The following is a 15,825-nucleotide window of genomic DNA, read 5'->3' on the forward strand; positions in this document are numbered from 1 at the left end:
TATGGGCGACGTGGTCCTTTTTGATTTCTGGCGCTCATCGGCCAGCTACCGGGTGCGTATCGCGCTGAACCTAGCGGGGATCGCCTATCGCCCTGTCTTTGTTGATCTAAAAGCCGGGGATCAGAAGTCACACGACCATCTGGCGCGCAACCCGCAGGGGCTGGTTCCGGTGCTGGATATTGACGGGCTGCGATTGACGCAATCTCTGGCAATCATCGATTATCTGGATCAAAGCCGGGGGTTGGGTTTATTGCCTGCTGAGCCTGCATTGCGCGCCAAGGCAGCGGCGCTGGCGCAGTCCATCGCGGTGGATATCCACCCGGTCTGCAACCTGTCGGTGGCGCAGTATGCCACAACGCTCAGCAAGGGAGCCGACGGGATGCCAGGCGATTGGATGCGCCATTTCATCCGTCCTGGACTGTTGGCGTTTGAAGCGCTGCTGGCGGGATTTGAACAGGCACCTTATTGCACTGGTAGCAGTCCAGGGCTGGCCGATCTGTGTCTGATGCCGCAACTGTACAACGCGCGGCGCTGGCAGGTTTATCTGTCAGACCTGCCCCGCATCCTTGCTGTTGAGACCGCCTGTGCCGACCATACCGCCTTTGCCGCCGCACATCCGGATGCGAATGCCCCGACCTAGCGCGGCGCACAGGGTATGTGTGCCGATGAGGATAGGAATGGTTACAAGTTCGGCCTAGGATTTCTGTGAAACAGATGGATGAGGTCACCATGCCCGAGATCACCGGCTATCACGCCCATGTCTATTTTGACGCGGACACAGTGGATGTCGCGCGACAGGTTTGCGAAACCGCCGCGCGTCTGTTCCCCGTTGAAATGGGCCGCGTGCATGAACGCAATGTCGGTCCGCACCCCCGCTGGAGCTGCCAGCTGGCCTTTGCGCCGGACGTGTTCGATCAGGTCATTCCGTGGCTGATGTTGAACCGGCAGGGCCTGACCATCTTCACCCACCCCGAAACCGGCCAACACCTTGAGGATCACCGGGACCGCGCCATCTGGATGGGTGAGATGCTTGAGCTGAACCTTTCGATCTTTGACAAGATGGGCGCTTAGGTCAGCGCACGCGCCTGATCCCTCAGCACGAACTTCTGAACCTTGCCGGTCGATGTTTTGGGCAAAGTTCCGAACACCACCGTCTTGGGCGCTTTGAAATGGGCCATGTTGTCCCGGCAGAACGCAATCAATTCGGCCTCGGTCGCTGTAGCATCTGGCTTTAGCTCGACAAAGGCGCATGGGGTTTCGCCCCATTTTTCGTCGGGCCGCGCCACAACAGCGGCCTCCATCACCGCCGGGTGTTTATACAGGATGCCTTCCACCTCGACGGACGAGATATTCTCACCCCCTGAAATGATGATGTCCTTGGACCGGTCCTTGAGCGCGATATAGCCATCGGGATGCATCACCCCCAGATCGCCCGAGGCAAACCAACCGCCGTTAAAGGCTTTGTCCGTTGCGTCGGGGTTTTTCAGATAGCCTTTCATCACCACGTTGCCCTGCATGAAGATCTCACCCATGGTTTCACCATCGGCAGGTACGGGTTCCAACGTTTCGGGGTCAGCCACCATCAGGCCCGACAGGGCCGAATAACGCACCCCCTGCCGTACTTTCAGCGCCGCGCGTTCCTGCGCGCCCTTGCTGTTCCATTCGTCTTTCCAGGCGCAGACAACTGACGGGCCATAGGTCTCGGTCAGACCATAAACGTGGGTCACCTCGACCCCCATGTCTTCCATTGCCTCGATCACGGCGGCAGGCGGCGGGGCACCCGCGGTCATCACCTTGATCTGATGGTCAAAGTCCTTCAGGTGATCCGGCGCGTGGGCCAGCATGTTCAGAACAATCGGCGCGCCGCAGAAATGCGTGACCTTCTCATCCCGGAAGGCCGCATAGATCGGTTCGGCCCGCACCGCACGCAGACAGACCGACACGCCCGCGTTCGCCGCCATGGCCCAGGGGAAACACCAGCCATTGCAATGAAACATCGGCAAGGTCCACAGATAGACCGCGTGTTTCGCCATATCCCAGTCCAGCAAATCCGACTGCGCATTCAGCGCCGCGCCCCGGTGGTGATAGACTACGCCTTTGGGATTGCCCGTGGTCCCTGACGTATAATTCAGGGTGATCGCGTCCCATTCATCTTTGGGCAAAGACCAGTCGAATTCCGGATCACCTTCGGTCAGTAACGCATCATAGGTCAGGTCGCCCAGCTTTTCCCCGCCCTCAAAGCTGGCGTCTTCGATATCAATGACCAGAAGGTCATGGTCGACCTGTTTCAGCGCGTCTTTCACCACGCCGGAAAATTCGGGATCGACCAGCAGCACCTTAGCTTCTGCGTGGTTCAGGATGAACGCGATGATTACTGCGTCCAGACGTGTGTTGATTGCGTTCAGAACCGCACCGGCCATGGGGACACCGAAATGCGCCTCGTACATCTCGGGGATATTGGCGGCGATGATAGACACTGTGTCGCCCTGGCCGATTCCACGTGCGGCCAATGCGCCCGCCAAACGGCGACACCGGGTATACGTCTCGACCCAGCTATACCGGCGATCGCCGTACACAACCGACGGATAGTCAGGGTAAATCTGCGCCGTGCGCTCAATAAAGCTCAACGGGGACAAAGGCACATAGTTGGCCCGGCATTTGCCCAGATGACGCTCGTAAATTTGTGTGGCTCCCATCCGCTGATCCTCCCAATCGCGATTTGCGCGAATTGAGCATAAAGTTGAGCGTCTGACAAACCCGTAAAAATACGTCTCAGGAATGGACTGGCAATACGGGATGGTGCAATCTGGCCCTATCTCCGACAGGCCATTCAAGGTGATCTGAGCCATCGAAAACATCTGCCGGTTCGGGATAGCCCCTGCAATCCGCGCAACGAGCTTTATTGAAAGGACATGTCATGGACGGCACGTTCAACGAAAACGATCTTTCCCGCGTAGTCGAGGCCGACCGCGCCCACATCTGGCACCACCTGATCCAGCATAAACCCTTTGAAACCAATGACCCACGCATCATCGTCGAAGGCAAGGGCATGCGCGTCTGGGATCAAAAGGGCAAAGAGCATCTGGACGCCGTGTCCGGTGGTGTCTGGACCGTCAACGTCGGCTATGGCCGCGAATCAATCTGTAAGGCGGTCTATGACCAGCTGATGAAGCTTTGCTATTTCGCCAATACAGCCGGTTCGATTCCTGGTTCGATCTTTGCCGAAATGCTGATCGACAAAATGCCGGGCATGAGCCGGGTGTACTACACCAACTCGGGCTCTGAGGCGAACGAGAAGGCCTTTAAAATGGTCCGTCAGATCGCACACAAGCGCTATGGCGGCAAGAAGACCAAAATCCTGTACCGCGACCGCGACTATCACGGCTCGACCCTAGCGACGATGTCGGCAGGTGGTCAGGACGAGCGTACCGCGCAGTACGGCCCCTTCGCGCCCGATTTCGTGCGTGTTCCCCACTGCATGGAATACCGCAAGCACGAGCTGGACGGCGCGCCCGAAGAGAACTTTGGAGTTTGGGCCGCAGATCAGATCGAAGAGGTCATCCTGCGCGAAGGTCCCGACACCGTTGGCGCCCTGTGCCTTGAGCCGGTAACCGCAGGCGGCGGCGTGATCGAAGCGCCCGAAGGCTACTGGCAGCGCGTGCAGGAAATCTGCAAGAAGTACGACGTGCTGCTGCATATCGACGAAGTGGTCTGCGGCGTCGGCCGTACCGGCACCTGGTTCGGTTATCAGCAATACGGCATCAAGCCGGACTTCGTGACCATGGCCAAAGGCGTTGCCTCCGGCTATGCGGCGATTGCCTGCATGGTCACCACCGAGGAAGTCTTTGACATGTTCAAGGACGACGCAGCTGATCCGATGAGCTACTTCCGCGACATCTCGACCTTTGGTGGCTGCACCGCCGGTCCGGCGGCTGCAGTTGAAAACATGCGCATCATTCAGGACGAGAACCTGCTGCAGAACTGCACCGACATGGGTGACCGCATGCTGGGCAACCTGCAAGCGCTGATGGAAAAGCACAAGGTCATCGGCGACGTGCGCGGCAAAGGCCTGTTCCTGGGGGCAGAACTGGTTGCAGATCGCTCGACCAAAGAGCCGATGGATGAGAAAAAAGTCCAGGCAGTTGTGGCCGATTGTATGGCGCAAGGTGTCATCATTGGTGCGACCAACCGCTCGATCCCAAGCCGTAACAACACGCTGTGCTTCTCGCCCGCGCTGATCGCAACGGCAGATGACATCGACCAGATCACCGACGCCGTCGACGGCGCGCTGGGTCGCGTGTTCGGCTAATTCGCTGTACAAAGCTTGTGAAAACCGGCGCTTTCGGCGCCGGTTTTTTTGTTTCTACACCATGGTTTGCCAATTTCCTGAACTGGGTTAGCCTGATGGCACCCTTTGCAGGAGATCGCCCCATGGTACTCAACCTTTTCCGCAGCATTGCCGCCGCCCTTGTGCTAGCCCTTGCAGCCCCTGCCAGCGCCGAAGATGGCAGCGGCTTCCCTCAGATCGTCGGCACATGGCATGGCACCTATCTAGTGGCCTTCGCCAAATCGAACCCCAACCACGAGAAAGGCCTGCTGCAGACCGAGATGGAGTTGGAAGTCACCAAGCTGGACGGCAACCTGATCACAGCCACCAACCGCTGGCGCCGCATTGGGGACAAAGAATGGATCGTCGAAGAGGCGATGGGCACCTTCAGCCTGGACGACCCCACCCGCTTTGTTCTGGCCGAAGCCGGGATATCGGGAGAGGACGTTTCGGCCGGTATTTTCAACGGGGTTTATCTGGATGACGTGATCATGGTCACTTATGCCGGGCCGGGCACGGGCGTGGCCTTTGCGGCGCAGTTGGTGAAGAAGGACGGCAAGTGACCCAACGCCCACGTTGAAAGTGAGAGACGTCCACCGCAGCCGCAATTCAGTTGCCGGCACGGGCAGGAAATTGAAAGGCATCCTTCCGTTTTCGCGAAACCGAAACCCACTGCTCCATTGAGCGACGCCCCCTTTGGTGCATTCTTTCAACGCTTATTGCGTGACTGGCAGGGCTTCGTTGCTTTTCTCGTTCCGGATGGCATTCAACGCGTCCTGATACGCAGGCTGTTCCCGTATCACATCCATGTAGGCATCACCCAGCACCTGTCCGGATTTGACGTCCATTGGATAGTGAACGCCTCCGATCACACGACCGTAGCCGATTTCACGCCCAAAAGCTTCAAGCTGTTCGGAATGCTCGGGGAAGATATCCGAAAGGACCGACGTATAGACTATTGCACGGATCGTGTGCCCGCTTGGATATGACGTCACGGGGAATGCCGTCGCGACGGGTTCAACCGCGTCGTTGATCACGAAAGGGCGCGGAATATCGTAATTCGCTTTGACCAGATTATAGTCGTCGCGAACTTCATCGATAATCTGCTCTAGCGTTTCACCCAATACTTGTGTGTCCACATCCAGCAACCCGGTTGCAACGATAGGTGCGAAGCGGTCCAGGTCGACGGACTTTTGAACAAACGCCACCTGTTCAGGGGTTCGGCTCTCCTGAAGCCACAGGACGGTGAACATTTCCTTGTCGAACTCAACTGATCCCGGCTCTGCCGGAGGTCCGATCAGTGCCACACTGTCAAGACTGTTCGCCGGATAGAACTGACTCGATATGGCAGGGCCAGCAAAAGCCACGAAAGCAACAACAGCAATAGCACTCTTAAGCATGGCGGTTTCCCTTTCAGATTATTCGACAGGCTCTGTCAAAAAGCTTCACGCTTCAGCGATCATCGTTCCCCAGCTGGAAAAGCCCCCATCCGTTTCGCAGATGATTGTCTCGGTGCCGGTCACCGCATCAGTTCCGAAGTAACAATCGGCAAGGGCTGGCCCACTCAGAACAGCCAGGTTCAGGGCAACGAGACCCAAAGCAGCAGTATATTTCATGGTACTCACTCCAATTAGGTGAGCTTCATGTGTTGTTGTTTCATAGCTGCGCATAGCGGGTTTGGATTAAGTTTTCTTAATTCGCCGGCAATCAAGATTCAGCCCGAGCGTTTGGTGTCGGAAATAATTGTCTGAATGAACACAAAACAAAAAAGGCCGCCCACATGGGACGGCCCTTCATTCACTGTCTCTCGAAAGAGGATCAGGCTGCCAGAGCGGCCTGTGCTTTGGCGACGATCGCGCCGAACGCTTCCGGTTCGTGCACGGCCAGGTCGGCCAGAACTTTGCGGTCCACTTCGATACCGGCCAGGTTCAGGCCGTTGATGAAGCGGGAATATGTCAGTGCTTCGTCATGCGAACGCACAGCAGCGTTGATACGCTGGATCCACAGCGCGCGGAAGTTGCGCTTGCGGTTCTTACGGTCGCGGGTTGCGTACTGATTGGCCTTGTCGACGGCCTGACGGGCAACCTTGAAGGTGCTCTTGCGGCGGCCATAGTAACCTTTGGCGGCCTTAATGACCTTCTTGTGACGGGCGTGAGTTACGGTTCCACCTTTAACGCGGGACATCTCTTAATCTCCTCTTAGCGGTCGTAGGGCATGTAGCCCTTGACGATCTTGGCGTCGGGGGCGGACAGGGTGGTGTTGCCACGGGCGTCGCGGATGAATTTCTTTGTCCGCTTGATCATGCCGTGACGTTTGCCGGCCTGGCCAGCAAGGACCTTACCGGTCGCAGTCACCTTAAAGCGCTTCTTGGCGCTCGACTTTGTCTTCATCTTAGGCATTTCCGTCTCCTTTCGGGGTTCGGTTTCAAACGCGACTCGGCATGCCATCTCGGCCGGTCACGCGATCAGAAGCGCCGTTTACGCAAGTTCTTCCATACTGGCAAGGGGGTTTTGACCAGAATCTGCGCTTTTCGCAGGGTGGTCAGGCACCGGGGCAGCGTTGGCCGCCCCGGTGGAGTGATTTAGTGCTCGAATTTGCGGATTTCGCCGCTTTTCAGGCGGGCTGCATAGCTGGCCAGCTCTTCGCGCACCACTTTCATCAGGAAGTAGAGCGCAAAGACGTTCACAACCGCCATTGCAAAGATCGCCGCATCCGAGAAGTCGATGACCGGACCAAGGTTGGCCGCCGCACCGATGACAACGAAGATGCAGAAGATGACCTTGAACACCAGCTCTTTGGTGTGTCCTTCGCCGAACAGATAAGTCCAGGCCTTGAGGCCATAATAGGACCAACTGATCATGGTCGAGAAGGCAAACAGAACCACCGCGATCGCCAGAACATAGGGGAACCAGCTGAACGCACTGCCAAACGCCGCGGACGTCAGGCTGACACCCGAATTACCGTCAACGGTGGCAATAGCCGAACCATCTTCGGTCAGCATGTAAAGGCCGGTTTCCGGGTCGATGATCAGCTGCTGAGTGATGATGATCACCAGTGCAGTCATTGTACAGATCACGACCGTATCGATGAACGGCTCAAGCAGCGACACGAAGCCCTCGGTGATCGGCTCTTTGGTCCGCACGGCCGAGTGGGCAATCGCCGCAGAACCAACGCCCGCCTCGTTCGAGAACGCCGCACGGCGGAAGCCCTGGATCAGCGCCCCAACCATACCGCCTGCGATGCCGAGGCCAGTGAAGGCACCCGCAAAGATCTGGCCGAAGGCCCAGCCGATCTGGTCTGCGTGCATGATGATGATCACTAGTGCTGCCGCCACGTACATAACACCCATGAACGGCACGACCTTTTCGGTGACGCGCGCGATGGATTTCAGGCCGCCCACGATCACTGCGAACACGATACCGGCAAAGACCAGGCCTGTAATCCAGCCCGGATAATCCCCGACAATGCCTGCAATCTGTTGGTGCGCCTGATTGGCCTGGAACATGTTGCCCCCGCCCAGCGCGCCAAGAATACAGAAGATCGAAAACAGAACAGCCAGGATCTTACCGCCCGGCAAGCCCAGCTCACTGAACCCTTTGGACATGTAATACATCGGGCCACCGGAAACGGTGCCGTCGTCGTATTCGTTGCGGTATTTCACGCCCAGCGTACACTCAGTGAATTTCGACGCCATGCCCAGCAGGCCCGCGACGATCATCCAGAACGTGGCACCCGGCCCGCCGATCCCGACAGCCACCGCCACACCGGCGATGTTGCCCAGACCGACGGTCCCGGAAAGCGCCGTGGCCAGCGCCTGAAAGTGGCTGACCTCACCCGCATCGTTGGGATCGGAATAGTCGCCTTTCACAAGGCTGATCGCGTGACTAAAGAACCGCAGCTGCACAAAGGCAAAATACAGCGTGAACACTGTGGCCGCTACGACCAGCCAACCCACGATCCAAGGGAAGCTAGTGCCTGGAAATGGGGCAAAGATAAAGCTAACGAACGGCCCGGTGAAATCAGCAAATGCCTGGTTGATCTTGTCGTCCAGACCCGGCGCATCCTGGGCCAGTGCGGGCGTGGCGAACAGGGCGGCCGCTGTGGCCATGCCCAGTTGTTTAATCCTATTCATTCTCGTCACTCCCCTCAGTTCACAACGGTGACCGGCACATCGGCATGCATGACCAGATTCTGGGTCGAGCTGCCAAAGATTCGTTTCTTGAACCCGTCCGCCGAAGCGCGCCCGACGACGATCTGAGTGCCGCCGTTTTCGACCGTGATCGCATTCAGCGTTTCGGCCACGTCACCGTGGCGCACAATACCATGCGCTGTGAAACCGGCCGCGTTCAATGCGTCCACCGCAGGGGTGACGATCCGTGTCGAGGCCAATTCGACCTCTTCCTCGCGCCGCTTATGGCGCAGGGCATTTTCTTCAGGTGTCTGAAAAGTAAATGGGGACCATTCGATCACATAAACCACAAGCAATTCGCATGAATCGATGCGCCCTGCCAAATCTTTGGCAAAGGCGATCGCGCGCTCCCCGGTCTCTGTCCCGTCCAGTCCTATGACAATTTTTGTTGTCATGTCGGTTCTCCAATTTTTTTCGTTGGGTCGAGGCCCGTGCCCTCGACAAGACAGCCAAACTTGGAACACATTGACGCAGCTGCCTTCAGATAAGTATCAGGAATAATCACTAGGAATTGGGGATTATTTTAGTCTATATTCAGTGAAAAATGTCGTCTTACGCTAAAATTTCAGGGATTTTTACTGATCGATAGAGAATTGGACAAAATAGACCAACGCATCCTGCAAGAGCTGGAAATCAACGGAAGGTTGTCGATCGTCGATCTTGCGGCACGTGTCAACCTGACCAATACCCCCTGCTCCGAGCGGGTCAAGCGCTTGGAAAAAAACGGGTACATCAAAGGCTATTGTGCCATCGTCGATAAAGAGCGAATGGGGCTAGCCTTGGTCACGGTTGTGCAGGTTTCACTGGCCGCGACGGCTGAGCAATCTCTTGGCAGGTTCAATGACGCTGTCCGCAATATTCCAGAAATTGAAAGCTGTTTAATGGTGGCAGGATCGTTTGATTATCTCCTGACGGTGCGCACCCGAGACATTACACACTTTCGCGATATCCTCGGTGAGAAAATAAATAAGCTGCCGGGAATTCACCAGACAAGCTCATTTACAGTTATGGAGATCGTGAAAAGCCCAATCTCCTGACAAAGGATCTTTCGGCCAAAAGGCGGATTGTACGTTGACGCGATTCAATCAGCCCGGATCTGTGTTGTAAATCAGGCGTTCGTCACAGGGCGCAATACGCAGAATATTGGTGGTTCCGGGCACGTTGAATGGCACCCCAGCGGTCACCACGATCTGATCAGTCTCGGTCGCAAACCCGCTCGCGCGGGCAGTGCGGGCTGCATTGACAACAGCGCCTTTGAAACGTTCCAACTCGGGCGTCATCACGCAATGACAGCCCCAGCTCAGGCACAGGCGCCGTGCGGTTCCGGTGGCGGGCGTCATGGCGATGATGGGCACTCCGGGACGTTCCCGCGCGGTCAACAGGGCCGTTGTGCCGCTTTGGGTAAAACAGCAGATAGCCTTGATGTCCGTCTTTTCGGCAATCTCACGTGCCGCAGCCACGATCCCGTCGGCAATCGTCGTGCCTTTGGCGGTGCGCGATGCCGAGATGATCTGGGTATAGGTCGGATCAGCCTCGACCTCGATGGCGACCTGGTTCATGGTTTGCACAGCTTCGATCGGATACGATCCCGCTGCCGATTCAGCGCTGAGCATGATGGCATCGGTGCCCTCGTAGATGGCAGTCGCCACGTCCGAAACCTCGGCCCGTGTGGGCATAGGACTTTCAATCATGCTTTCCAGCATCTGTGTGGCCACGATCACTGGTTTGGCTGCCGCGCGGCACCGCCTGACCAGACGTTTCTGGATCGGAGGCACCGCAGAGATCGGCAGTTCAACCCCCAGATCGCCACGTGCCACCATGATCCCGTCAGAAGCATCGAGGATTTCATCAAATGCCTCAACTGCCGCCGGTTTTTCGATCTTGGACAAGATCGAGGCCCGGCCATCAGCTAACCCACGTGCTTCAAACACATCCTTGGCGCGCTGAACAAAACTCAAACCCAGCCAATCGACGCCGAGTTGGCAAACGAACTCCAGATCGTCTCGATCTTTTTCAGACAGTGCGGCCAATGGAAGAACCACATCGGGGACGTTTACACCCTTCCGGTTCGATATCGTGCCTCCGACCTCTACCGTGCAATTGGCGAATTCCTTGCCACATTCCTGAACGATCAGGCGAATTTTACCGTCATTGACCAACAGCCGTGCACCCGGCTCAAGTGCAGCGAAAATCTCGGGATGCGGTAGGCAAACGCGGCCCCCATCCCCCGGCGCAGTGTCAAGGTCCAGCCGGAAGCTCGCGCCCTCAGTCAATTCTTCGGCGTCATTGGCGAATTCACCTACACGCAGCTTCGGCCCTTGCAGATCGGCCAGAATCGCAATCGGGCTTTCAAGATCCTTTTCCACCTGCCGGATGATCCGGTGACGTTCGCGAATCTCGTCATGGCTGCCATGGCTCATGTTCAGGCGAAACACATCCGCGCCAGCCTCGTGCAGCGCGCGAATGGTGTCATAGTCATTGGACGCCGGTCCCAGCGTCGCCACGATTTTTACATTTCTCAGGCGTCGCATTGGTCTTGCTCTCCTCACGTCTTCTTTCTGCATCGCGCAAATGTTACCGCAAACATTGCTTCAAGCTGCTTATTGCGCAATTCCCTTTCCGAAGCAACTGCCCTACACCTGCGACAAACTAGATGACAGGCTTATGACGTATTCCCCGTTTTTTATCCATGGCGCTGATCGCCCTTCGCGCTGGTTGATCACATGCGACCACGCAACCAACACGGTGCCACCCGAAATCAACGGCGGAGACCTCGGCCTGCCGCGCGAGGATATGGAGCGTCACATCGCCTATGACGTGGGCGCGTATGAGGTGTCAAAGCATTTGGGAGAGATCCTGAACGCGCCAGTTATTGCCGCAAATTTCTCCCGTCTGGTAATTGATCCCAACCGGGGTGAGGATGACCCAACCCTGCTGATGAAGCTGTATGACGGTTCGATCATTCCCGGCAACCGCCACGCAGACGCGGCCGAGCGCAAACGGCGTCTGAACATGTGCTACCGCCCCTATCACGAGGCGCTGGAACGTATGGCGGGCCTGCCGCATGCGGTGATCGTGTCGATGCATTCCTTCACCCGCCAACTGCGTGGCCGCGACCCACGCCCATGGCATATCGGAGTGCTGCACACCCCAGATGAACGGTTCTCGCGCCCGTTGATCGACCGTCTTCAGGCCGAAGCGGACCTGTGTGTTGGCGTCAACGAGCCCTATACCGGTGTACTGCCCGGTGACGCGATTGATCGACACTGCACAACACATGGCCGCCCTAACGCCCTGATCGAACTGCGCAATGATCTTATTTCGAATAATGCCGGACAGCGTGAATGGGCCGAACGTCTGGCCGTAATTCTACAGGACGCTTTGGGTGAAAGCGGTCTGTGACGTAAGGTCAAATAAGGTCGATTCCGGGCCTCACGTTATTGTGAGGATATCCCGAGCCCCCATATATAAGGGGAAAGGAGACGACCATGACTCAGGAATTCCTGACGACCGTCTTCGGTTGGATGACGGTCCTTAACTTTGCCCTTTTGGCGTTATCTACAATGTTGATCGTAGCCCTGCAGGACTGGGCCGCCGGGATACACGGCCGGATGTTCCAGATGGAACCGGGCGATGCAAAAAGGGCTTATTTCCGATACCTAGCCAACTACAAGATCCTGACCATCGTATTCTGCCTGATGCCGTGGCTGGCCCTGAAGCTGGCTTAATTTCGATATCCAATGGTGGGAAGGGCCGACTGGCCCTTCCTGTTTGTTGTAACGACGCTTTCGGATTGTTAGGTCAGGCACAAGACGCATGACACTCAGTGGGAGCCCGAAAATGGACAAGCAAACCGAAATCGAACTTCAGGCCGCCGCGTTCCGCCGGTTGCAAAAGCACCTTATGGAAGACCGCACTGACGTTCAGAACATCGACATGATGAATCTGGCCGGGTTCTGCCGCAACTGCCTGTCGCGCTGGTATCAGGAAGCCGCCAACGAAAAGGGCATCGAAATGGGCAAGGACGAAGCCCGCCAGATTTTCTACGGCATGACCATGGATGAGTGGAAGGCCAACTATCAGACCGATGCCAGCCCCGAGAAACAGGCCGCCTTTAAGGTCGCGTTTGAAGAAAATGTTGGGAAAAAAGACTAATCCCCTAAAACGAAAAAGGCCCGCCAATCCGGCGGGCCTTTTGTTTAGATCGCTGCCTTGCGGCTTTCGTCCAGATAAATCTCACGCAGCCGTTTGGCGATCGGGCCCGGTGTGCCATCCCCCAGCGTTACACCGTCAATTTCAACCACCGGCATGACGAACGCACTTGCCGAGGTGGTGAAGGCTTCGTCCGCCTCTTTCGCTTCGTCGATGGTGAACAGGCGTTCTTCAACTTCCATCTGCGCCTCAGCCGCCATGCGCAGCACGGCTTTACGCGTGATGCCGTGCAGAATGTCCGTCGACAGCGGGCGGGTGACGATCTTGCCGTCCTTCACGTAGTAGGCGTTGTTGCTGGTGCCCTCGGTGACATAGCCGTCTTCGATCAACCACGCGTCGTCACAACCCGCTTTCTTGGCCATCATCTTACCCATTGACGGGTACAGCAGCTGAACGGTTTTGATGTCGCGGCGACCCCAGCGGATATCCTCGATCGAGATGATCTTGGCGCCCTTTTTCGCCGCCGGGCTGTCGGCCAGGCCCGGCTTGTTCTGGGTGAACAGAACCAGGCTGGGCTTGGTATCTGCCGACGGGAACACAAAATCCCGGTCGCCATCTGATCCGCGGCTGACCTGCAGGTACACAAGACCTTCTTCGATGCCGTTCAGCTCAACCAGCTTGCGGTGAATGTCCAGCAGCTCACCCTTGGTGCAGGGCTCGGCCATTTCCAGCTCGTCCAGAGACCGCTTGAGGCGCACGGCATGCCCTTCGAAGTCAATCAGCTTGCCATCCAGAACGCTGGTGACTTCGTAAACGGCGTCTGCGAACAGGAAACCACGGTCAAAAATGGAAACCTTGGCTTCGGTTTCAGGCAGGTATTCGCCATTCACGTAAACGGTGCGGGTCATGTCATATCCTTTTCGTCTCAGGGCTTCGCCCGTTCCTTGCTGAAAATGATCCACCGGATCATTTTCCGGGCGTTCGTCACCCCCAGAGCGCCGCCAAAGGCGGATGCACTCCGGCATCATCAAAATTCAGCGGGTTGTCGCGGTCTTCGGCCAACAGAAGCGGGCCGTCAAGGTCTGTTACCATCGCACCCTGCGCCAGCAGTGTCGCGGGCGCCATAGCCAGCGAACTGCCGACCATGCATCCGACCATGACTTTGTAACCCTCGGCCAGCGCCTGTTCACGCAGGGCCAGCGCCTCGGTCAAACCGCCGGTCTTGTCGAGCTTGATGTTGACCACGTCATACTTGCCCTTCATCGCGGGCAGGCTACTGCGGTCATGGCACGATTCATCGGCACACACCGGCACCGGGCGGTCCATCCCGATAAGGGCGTCATCTTCCCCGGCTGGCAGAGGCTGTTCGACCAGCGCAACTCCCAGCCGCATCAGATGCGGCGCCAGATCGGCATAGACTTCGGCCGACCAGCCCTCATTGGCGTCGACGATGATCGTGGCGTCAGGCGCACCTGCGCGTACGGCTTCCAGACGAGGCATGTCGTCTGGCGTGCCCAGCTTGATCTTCAACAGCGGACGATACGCGTTCTCAGCCGCCTGTGCCTGCATCTTTTCCGGCGTGTCCAGCGACAAGGTGTATGCGGTGATCTCTGGGCCGGGCGCGGGCAGTCCGGCCAGTTCCCATGCACGTTGTCCGGCGCGCTTCGCCTCAAGATCCCACAGCGCACAGTCTACCGCATTGCGGGCGGCACCGGCGGGCAACAGATCCATCAACTGCGCTCGATCAAACGTCTGGGGCAAACCGGCAATTTCAGCCTCGACCGACTCCAGCGTCTCATTATAGCGGGCATAGGGTACACATTCGCCCCACCCCTGATGCGCGCCATCCGATACACGTACAGTCAGCACATTCGCTTCGGTCCTTGACCCGCGCGAGATCGTAAAGACCTGAGCCAACCGGAATACATCACGAGAGACATCAATCTGCACGCGCCCACTCCTTTATTCATTCAAGATTTCCCCGCCAGAGAGTCCTCTGGCGGGGTCTATTGATCACAACGTGGCCAGCGCGTCGACCAGTTTGCCCGGACCAAAGCGGAACGGGTCAGTGGCGGGCAGACCCATATCGGCCTCGACCTTCGCCAAATAGGCGGCAGCGTCCTCTTCGCTCATGTGCTGCGTATTGACCGAGACACCCACGACCTGACAATCAGGGTTTGCAACCTTGGCAAGCGCCAGCGCGGTGTCGCGCAGGTTTTCAAGCGTCGGCAAGGTATAGGTCGGCAGACCGCGCATATGCTCGCGAGTGGGTTCGTGGCTCAGGATCAGAGCGTCCGGCTGGCCGCCGTGGATCAGCGCCATGGTCACACCGGAATAGGACACGTGGAACAGCGATCCCTGCCCCTCGATCAGGTCCCAGTGGTCGTCATCATTGTCGGGTGTCAGCCATTCGACCGATCCGGCCATGAAGTCAGCGATCACAGCGTCCAGCGGCACACCGTCACCGGTGATCAGTATACCGGTCTGGCCGGTGGCACGGAAGGTAGATTTCATACCACGCTTGCGCATCTCGGCATCCATTGCCATCGCCGTGTACATCTTGCCAACCGAGCAATCCGTGCCAACTGCCAGACACCGCTTGCCCTTGCGTTTGATGCCGTTTGCGATCGGGTACTCGACCTCGGGGACACGCACATCATGCAGCTTGCGGCCTGTGGCCTCGGCAACGGCAACCAGATCAGGTTCATCACGCAGCAGGTTGTGCAGGCCTGACGCCAGATCAAAACCTTCCTCCAACGCCATCACCAGAACCTTTTTCCATTCCTGGCTGATCACGCCGCCACGGTTGGCCACACCGATGACCAGAGTCTTGGCGCCCGCCTCTTTTGCCTCGGTCAGAGTCATGTCAGTCAGGCCCAGATCGGCCTTGCAGCCGTCCATCCGGTACTGGCCCACAGCGTTTTCCGGGCGCCAGTCCTTGATGCCAACTGCCACTTTGGCCGCCAATTGGTCGGGCGCATCGCCCAAAAACAGCAGGTACGGTGTCTCGATCATTGCGGTTCACTCCTTTGATTCCGGCGCAGCCTATGGGACGTGCCTGACGAGTGCTTTGCGTTTTCGCCTGGCATAGTTGCCATTGGTGGGAAATTTTCGCGCGACTTCTTCATCTATTGAAATATTCTTTCAAGTTTTCACA

Annotated in this window: 19 protein-coding genes; 8 read left to right on the forward strand and 11 right to left on the reverse strand. The window is 57.4% G+C overall.

Annotation, left to right across the window (positions count from 1 at the left end; genetic code table 11):
• Position 1 precedes the first annotated feature (1 nt).
• Entirely contained in the window at positions 2–640 is a 639-nt protein-coding gene (maiA, locus tag AB1A64_RS14080) for a maleylacetoacetate isomerase (RefSeq protein ID WP_366551987.1), read from the forward strand.
• A gap of 89 nt (positions 641–729) precedes the next feature.
• A complete protein-coding gene (locus tag AB1A64_RS14085; RefSeq protein ID WP_366551988.1) occupies positions 730–1,071 on the forward strand; it encodes a DOPA 4,5-dioxygenase family protein in 342 nt (113 codons plus the stop codon).
• Here AB1A64_RS14085 and AB1A64_RS14090 read toward each other — a convergent pair.
• Positions 1,068–2,696 (reverse strand): acyl-CoA synthetase, encoded by a 1,629-nt coding sequence (locus AB1A64_RS14090; RefSeq protein WP_366551989.1) that lies wholly within the window; start codon positions 2,694–2,696, stop codon positions 1,068–1,070. The genes AB1A64_RS14085 and AB1A64_RS14090 overlap by 4 nt on opposite strands.
• 221 nt (positions 2,697–2,917) lie before the next feature.
• On the opposite strand from AB1A64_RS14090, the gene AB1A64_RS14095 reads away from it, so the two are divergent.
• Both AB1A64_RS14095 and AB1A64_RS14100 read left to right on the forward strand, forming a co-directional pair.
• Positions 2,918–4,309 carry an aminotransferase class III-fold pyridoxal phosphate-dependent enzyme gene (locus tag AB1A64_RS14095; protein ID WP_366551990.1) on the forward strand — a complete coding sequence of 464 codons (1,392 nt, stop codon included), beginning with the start codon at positions 2,918–2,920 and terminating at the stop codon, positions 4,307–4,309.
• 122 nt (positions 4,310–4,431) lie between these two features.
• Positions 4,432–4,890, forward strand: a complete 459-nt coding sequence (locus AB1A64_RS14100) for a hypothetical protein (RefSeq protein ID WP_366551991.1) — start codon at positions 4,432–4,434, stop codon at positions 4,888–4,890.
• 153 nt (positions 4,891–5,043) lie between these two features.
• Here the strand turns inward: AB1A64_RS14100 and AB1A64_RS14105 are convergent, their stop codons facing one another.
• From AB1A64_RS14105 to AB1A64_RS14130, 6 genes are all read right to left on the reverse strand, one after another.
• Positions 5,044–5,727 carry a phosphatase PAP2 family protein gene (locus AB1A64_RS14105; RefSeq protein WP_366551992.1) on the reverse strand — a complete coding sequence of 228 codons (684 nt, stop codon included), beginning with the start codon at positions 5,725–5,727 and terminating at the stop codon, positions 5,044–5,046.
• A 45-nt stretch (positions 5,728–5,772) separates the two neighbouring features.
• Positions 5,773–5,943 (reverse strand): hypothetical protein, encoded by a 171-nt coding sequence (locus tag AB1A64_RS14110; protein ID WP_366551993.1) that lies wholly within the window; start codon positions 5,941–5,943, stop codon positions 5,773–5,775.
• A 202-nt stretch (positions 5,944–6,145) separates the two neighbouring features.
• The gene (gene rplT / locus AB1A64_RS14115; RefSeq protein ID WP_008756009.1) at positions 6,146–6,511 is read right to left on the reverse strand and encodes a 50S ribosomal protein L20; all 366 of its coding nucleotides are present in this window, start codon (positions 6,509–6,511) and stop codon (positions 6,146–6,148) included.
• A 14-nt stretch (positions 6,512–6,525) separates the two neighbouring features.
• Entirely contained in the window at positions 6,526–6,726 is a 201-nt protein-coding gene (gene rpmI, locus AB1A64_RS14120) for a 50S ribosomal protein L35 (RefSeq protein WP_010443552.1), read from the reverse strand.
• Between the two features lie 182 nt (positions 6,727–6,908).
• Positions 6,909–8,459: an alanine/glycine:cation symporter family protein gene (locus AB1A64_RS14125; RefSeq protein WP_366551994.1), complete on the reverse strand. Its 1,551-nt coding sequence runs from the start codon at positions 8,457–8,459 to the stop codon at positions 6,909–6,911.
• 14 nt (positions 8,460–8,473) lie between these two features.
• The gene (locus AB1A64_RS14130) at positions 8,474–8,911 is read right to left on the reverse strand and encodes a universal stress protein (RefSeq protein ID WP_058282927.1); all 438 of its coding nucleotides are present in this window, start codon (positions 8,909–8,911) and stop codon (positions 8,474–8,476) included.
• 198 nt (positions 8,912–9,109) lie between these two features.
• On the opposite strand from AB1A64_RS14130, the gene AB1A64_RS14135 reads away from it, so the two are divergent.
• On the forward strand, positions 9,110–9,553 hold the full coding sequence (locus AB1A64_RS14135; RefSeq protein ID WP_058282928.1) for an Lrp/AsnC ligand binding domain-containing protein: 444 nt from the start codon (positions 9,110–9,112) through the stop codon (positions 9,551–9,553).
• Positions 9,554–9,601: 48 nt separating this feature from the next.
• Here the strand turns inward: AB1A64_RS14135 and pyk are convergent, their stop codons facing one another.
• On the reverse strand, positions 9,602–11,047 hold the full coding sequence (pyk, locus tag AB1A64_RS14140; RefSeq protein WP_366551995.1) for a pyruvate kinase: 1,446 nt from the start codon (positions 11,045–11,047) through the stop codon (positions 9,602–9,604).
• Positions 11,048–11,180: 133 nt separating this feature from the next.
• Here pyk and AB1A64_RS14145 point away from each other — a divergent pair, with 133 nt between their 5' ends.
• From AB1A64_RS14145 to AB1A64_RS14155, 3 genes are all read left to right on the forward strand, one after another.
• Entirely contained in the window at positions 11,181–11,918 is a 738-nt protein-coding gene (locus AB1A64_RS14145; RefSeq protein WP_366551996.1) for an N-formylglutamate amidohydrolase, read from the forward strand.
• Between the two features lie 86 nt (positions 11,919–12,004).
• A complete protein-coding gene (locus tag AB1A64_RS14150; RefSeq protein ID WP_366551997.1) occupies positions 12,005–12,244 on the forward strand; it encodes a DUF6868 family protein in 240 nt (79 codons plus the stop codon).
• A gap of 112 nt (positions 12,245–12,356) precedes the next feature.
• Positions 12,357–12,671 carry a DUF1244 domain-containing protein gene (locus tag AB1A64_RS14155; RefSeq protein WP_170377405.1) on the forward strand — a complete coding sequence of 105 codons (315 nt, stop codon included), beginning with the start codon at positions 12,357–12,359 and terminating at the stop codon, positions 12,669–12,671.
• A 44-nt stretch (positions 12,672–12,715) separates the two neighbouring features.
• Here AB1A64_RS14155 and AB1A64_RS14160 read toward each other — a convergent pair whose 3' ends face one another.
• From AB1A64_RS14160 to dgcN, 3 genes are all read right to left on the reverse strand, one after another.
• Entirely contained in the window at positions 12,716–13,576 is an 861-nt protein-coding gene (locus AB1A64_RS14160; RefSeq protein WP_366551998.1) for a D-amino-acid transaminase, read from the reverse strand.
• A gap of 76 nt (positions 13,577–13,652) precedes the next feature.
• The gene (gene dgcA / locus AB1A64_RS14165; protein WP_366551999.1) at positions 13,653–14,618 is read right to left on the reverse strand and encodes an N-acetyl-D-Glu racemase DgcA; all 966 of its coding nucleotides are present in this window, start codon (positions 14,616–14,618) and stop codon (positions 13,653–13,655) included.
• Between the two features lie 63 nt (positions 14,619–14,681).
• A complete protein-coding gene (dgcN, locus tag AB1A64_RS14170; RefSeq protein WP_366552000.1) occupies positions 14,682–15,683 on the reverse strand; it encodes an N-acetyltransferase DgcN in 1,002 nt (333 codons plus the stop codon).
• Between the last annotated feature and the right edge of the window lie 142 nt (positions 15,684–15,825).

The organism is Ruegeria sp. ANG10, from assembly GCF_040705255.1.
Taxonomy (GTDB): domain Bacteria; phylum Pseudomonadota; class Alphaproteobacteria; order Rhodobacterales; family Rhodobacteraceae; genus Ruegeria.